Source organism: Streptococcus mitis (assembly GCF_001579035.1).
In the GTDB taxonomy this organism is placed as follows: domain Bacteria; phylum Bacillota; class Bacilli; order Lactobacillales; family Streptococcaceae; genus Streptococcus; species Streptococcus mitis_J.
This window is the reverse complement of sequence record NZ_KQ970287.1, coordinates 80,835-84,138: the sequence shown is the minus strand read 5'-3', so window position 1 is coordinate 84,138 and position 3,304 is coordinate 80,835. Positions and strand designations below refer to the sequence as shown.

Here is a 3,304-nt window from a genome sequence, read left to right as displayed (position 1 = left end):
CATCAATTGCGCCGCATCACTATCTACGGATACTGCACGCATGGCTTTCCCCATCTTGGTCTTTTGGACAATGACTTGTAACAAAATCATCAAAATCAAGGAAATGGCCAAGATCATTAACTGCACATTTGTTAGGCTAACTGGTCCCAAATCATAGCGAACTGTTTGAATCGCTTGAGGGAAGGCACGGGTATTGGCACCAACCAGATAGACCATGCCATACTCCAATAGGAAAGAAACCCCAATAGCTGTAATCAAAACAGCAATACGAGTAGAGTGACGCAAAGGTCGGTAAGCAAGAAACTCAATCACGACACCAAGAATGGCTGTCGCTAGCATGGCTACAATAAGCGCTACAAAGAAATTCATTTGGAAAGAATTGATCAAGAAATAACCGATAAAGGCTCCCATCATATAAATATCACCGTGGGCAAAGTTGATGAGCTTGATAATTCCGTAAACCATGGTATATCCTAGGGCTAACAGCGCGTATACACTACCTAGAATCAAACCATTTACTAGTTGTTGGAGCATAAGATTCACTCTTTCTATATATAATTTTGAGAGTTTCCCCTCACTTTTTGATAGGTTCTTTTACTCAATGAAAATCAAAGAGCAAACTAGGAAACTAGCCGCAGGCTGTACTTGAGTACGGCAAGGCGACGTTGACGCAGTTTGAAGAGATTTTCAAAGAGTATTAAACATCGAAACAGGGAGTGAGTCCGAGGCTCATTCCCTATTTCAACATTTTTCTATTATGGTTTTACAACTTCTGCTGCTTCAACCTTACCATTGTTCATGGTCATCATGTAAGCAGTTTTGACTGTGTTGTGGTCTGCATCAAAGCTTGTTTGACCAGTTACACCTTCAAAATCTTTTGTTTTAGCAAGGTTATCCTTGATTTCACCTGAGTTTTTAGCACCTTTTGCTGCGTTTGCTACAAGGTGAACTGAGTCATAAGCCAAGGCTGCAAATGTTGAAGGCTCTTCATTGTACTTAGCACGGTATGCATCAAGGAAGGCTTTTGCTTTAGCTGAAACTTCTACAGTAGTTGAGAAGCCTGAGATAAAGTAGATGTTTGATGCTTTTTCAGCAGTTGCTTGTTGTACAAACTCTTCACCGTTGAATCCATCACCACCAACGATTGGTTTGTCAATTCCCATACCACGCGCTTGGTTTACAATTTTACCAGCTTCAGTGTAGTAACCTGGGACGATGATAGCATCAAAGTCTTTCCCTTTCATTTTTGTAAGGGCTGCTTGGAAGTCTGTGTCACCTGCTACGAAAGTTTCATCTGCAACGATTTCACCCTTGTATGACTCGCGGAAAGATTTAGCAATACCTTTAGCATAGTCACTGGCATTGTCAGTGTAAAGAACAACTTTCTTAGCATTTAATTTTTCAGAAACATAGTTTGAGATAATTTTTCCTTGGAAGCTATCTTGGAAAGTTCCGATAAAGAGGTAATCTTGACCTTTAGTCAATCCATCTTGAGTCGCACTTGGTGAGATCAATGGAACACCTGCTTTTGTAGCGTTCGCTACCGCAGCTGCAGTTGCACCAGATGTCGCAGGTCCTACGATTGCTGATACTTTAGATTGGGTTACAAGGTTAGTTGTTACTGAAGCCGCCTCAGCTGTCTCAGACTTGTTATCTTTATCAACTACTTCGATTTGTTTTCCATCGATACCACCTGCTGCATTGATTTCATCAACAGCAAGTTGGGCACCTTTTTGTTCAGATGTTCCGTAGGCAGCTACGGCACCAGTTTCTTCGAAGTTAAATCCGATTTTGATTGTCTTTTCCTCTACTGAGTTACCAGCAGCGTTTGACGCTCCAGACTTCACTTCTCCACAGGCTGCAAGAAGTGCTACACTTGCAAGCGCTACAAACGATAGGGCAAATTTTTTCTTCATTTTTTTGTCTCCTTATTTCTTAAATAAATAGCATGTTAAGAATATACCGAATTATCAGAAAATTGTCAACACTTTTCTTGAACTTTTTCGATGATAACGTTTTCCTCTCGATAAAGATTGCCCACAAAGGGTGTTTCCAGCTCTTGGATATGACAAACTCTGACTTTTTTGATAAATTTTTCCTTGCTCAAGTGTCCGACCAATTGCTCCACTTCTTGAGTTGGAACATAGAGTTGTAAGTAACGATGTTTCTTGGAATGATAGGTAATATCTCCATAATCCTGCAGTTTTTTGGCATCACGATTATAGTAAAGATAGATAATCAAGCCAGATCGATTGACTTTTTCAAACATGATAAATCCTCTTTCTAAGAAATCTCCCCCTATTATATCAAAAAAAGCAAACTCAGTCGAGTTTGCCTTCTTTAATCATTAGTTCAATGAATTGTTGGCCATGATTTCATCAATAAAGCCATATTCAAGCGTTTCTTGAGCACTCATCCAGTTATCGCGTTCTGCATCTGCGTGAACTTTTTCGATTGACTGACCTGAATTTTCAGCCAAGATTTTTTCCAAGGTGTTACGAGTTTTAAGCAAGTGTTCTGCAGCGATCGCCATATCGGTTTGTTGAGTACCACCACCTGTACCACCCATTGGTTGGTGAATCATGTATTCAGCATTTGGAAGCATGAAACGTTTGCCTTTTGCTCCACTTGATGCGATGACAGTCCCCATAGATGCAGCCATCCCCATCACGATGGTTTGGACATCTGCCTTGATAAAGTTCATGGTATCAACGATTGCCAAACCAGCTGAAACAGAACCACCTGGTGTATTGACATAAAGGTAAATATCTTTTGTACTATCTTGAGCATCCAAGAAAAGCAACTGGGCAATAACAGAGTTGGCCATGTTGTCTTCAACTGGACCTGTCAGCATAATGATGCGGTCTTTTAGAAGACGTGAGTAAATATCGTAGGAACGTTCTCCACGGCTTGTTTGTTCAATAACGACAGGAATCATTTATTTCTCCTTTTGAGTTTTAATTTTGTTGGTCAAATGACTGAAGATAAGACTATTATAATATCTTGGTCAAAAAAGGTCAAATTTTTGCTCTGTTTTCATTAGACAGAAACAAAAACCCAACCTCCTTTCGTGACTGGAACTTCTTTTCCAAGTCAATCTCTTTTTAATTTTATTTTGTACCGAACAAGCGATCCCCAGCATCTCCAAGACCTGGAACGATATAACCGTGTTCGTTCAAGCGTTCATCCAAGGCTGCTGTAAAGATTTCTACATCCGGATGAGCTTCTTGAAGGGCTTTTACACCTTCTGGAGCAGATACAAGGCAGACAAATTTGATATTTGATGCCCCACGTTTTTTAAGGG

At 40.3% G+C, this 3,304-nt stretch carries 5 protein-coding genes; all 5 read right to left on the bottom strand.

The annotated features are described in order from the left end of the window. Nucleotides 1-534: branched-chain amino acid ABC transporter permease (locus tag SMIDD26_RS12810; protein WP_246746914.1), on the bottom strand; the 534-nt coding region annotated here is incomplete at its 3' end. A gap of 221 nt (nt 535-755) precedes the next feature. Beyond that, a complete protein-coding gene (locus SMIDD26_RS04850) occupies nt 756-1,916 on the bottom strand; it encodes an ABC transporter substrate-binding protein (protein ID WP_061439260.1) in 1,161 nt (386 codons plus the stop codon). A 65-nt stretch (nt 1,917-1,981) separates the two neighbouring features. Continuing rightward, nucleotides 1,982-2,269 (bottom strand): YlbG family protein, encoded by a 288-nt coding sequence (locus SMIDD26_RS04845; RefSeq protein ID WP_049492230.1) that lies wholly within the window; start codon nt 2,267-2,269, stop codon nt 1,982-1,984. 78 nt (nt 2,270-2,347) lie between these two features. Next, the gene (gene clpP / locus SMIDD26_RS04840) at nt 2,348-2,938 is read right to left on the bottom strand and encodes an ATP-dependent Clp protease proteolytic subunit ClpP (protein ID WP_000613475.1); all 591 of its coding nucleotides are present in this window, start codon (nt 2,936-2,938) and stop codon (nt 2,348-2,350) included. Between the two features lie 172 nt (nt 2,939-3,110). Continuing rightward, nucleotides 3,111-3,304, bottom strand: a 194-nt coding sequence (locus tag SMIDD26_RS04835; RefSeq protein ID WP_280630519.1) for a uracil phosphoribosyltransferase, incomplete at its 5' end; no start/stop codon positions are given.

Bases quoted from the DNA above. Each gene is read 5' to 3' on its own strand.
- SMIDD26_RS04850 (WP_061439260.1), bottom strand. From the start codon at position 1,916: ATGAAGAAAAAATTTGCCCTATCGTTTGTAGCGCTTGCAAGTGTAGCA.
- SMIDD26_RS04845 (WP_049492230.1), bottom strand. From the start codon at position 2,269: ATGTTTGAAAAAGTCAATCGATCTGGCTTGATTATCTATCTTTACTAT.
- clpP (WP_000613475.1), bottom strand. From the start codon at position 2,938: ATGATTCCTGTCGTTATTGAACAAACAAGCCGTGGAGAACGTTCCTAC.